Below are 1,078 nucleotides of genomic sequence, written 5' to 3'. Positions count from 1 at the left end.
TTGCCAGCCGGGTCACCCAATCTGAGCTCCCACAGCAACGTCCGACTGATTTAGCTCTAGCGGGTTGGTGGCGTTTAGTTGACTACCATCATCAGGCCATGACCAACCCGGAACAACTGTCTGCTTACCTAAGCCAATGGTTGCCAGGCTATAGCGAGCACGCTGCAGTCGATATGGTAGAAAGATGGCAGGAAACAGAAATCAGGAATGATAACGAGAAGACATCCAAACCCGTCATTGCGGTCCTATTACCCTTATCTGGAAAATACCAACAACAAGGTCAGGCCGTACGCGATGGCATTATTGCCCGCACAGGAGAATTAAAAGAAGTACAAGTGGTTTTTATTGATAGCGAACAAGGTGACATTGCGGCACATAAAGAGCAGATAAAGTCACTGAACCCGGTTGGTATTATCGGTCCCCTTTTAAAAGAGAATGTTGCGCTTTGGGCTGAGCAGCCACCCAGTGATGTACCTCAGATTTTTCTAAACCAGATTGAAAGAGAATCAGCGGACTCCTCTGCTAATAGCGCATTTTTCGCCTTAACTCCTGATACAGAAGCCCGGCAAGCTGCACAGCGCATCAATCAGAAACTTCCAGGAGCTAAAAGTGCCATGATCATCGCCGCCGATACGTCCAACGGACGTAGAATGGTCGATGCCTTTAAATCGAGTTGGGATAATGAGCAGGCGGGAGACCCCAAAGTTTCTTACTTTTCGGAACGCGCGGACATGAAAGCAACGGTGGAAAGCTCTCTGGGGCTAACTGACAGTCAGCAGCGCATTCGGGCAGTGAAAATAGCCGCTGGAAAGATCATTGTTGATGAGCAGGAACGAAGCCGGAGAGATATCAGCGCTATTTATCTGCCGGGAAACTTACAACAAACTCGTCTGTTAAAACCTTTTATTGATGTCAGTGTTTCACCTTTTGCCGCACCCATTCAGGTGTACGCCAGTTCTGCGACTCACGAACTTAAAAACCGCTTAGGGGATTCTGATCTTAACGGTATTATCTTTTCTGACATTCCCTGGTTAGCTTCAGATGCCGGTAATAATTTGCTTTTAACTCAGTGGCTTGA

Annotated in this window: 1 protein-coding gene; it reads left to right on the top strand. The window is 47.6% G+C overall.

All coding sequences use genetic code 11. The annotated features are described in order from the left end of the window. On the top strand, positions 1-1,078 hold a 1,078-nt coding region (locus B3180_RS12660; RefSeq protein ID WP_286844928.1), incomplete at both ends, for a penicillin-binding protein activator.

This window comes from Idiomarina sp. UBA4206, from assembly GCF_002383015.1.
Taxonomy (GTDB): domain Bacteria; phylum Pseudomonadota; class Gammaproteobacteria; order Enterobacterales; family Alteromonadaceae; genus Idiomarina; species Idiomarina abyssalis.
The sequence above is the reverse complement of the archived record's forward strand: the minus strand, read 5'-3'. Positions and strand labels throughout refer to the sequence as shown.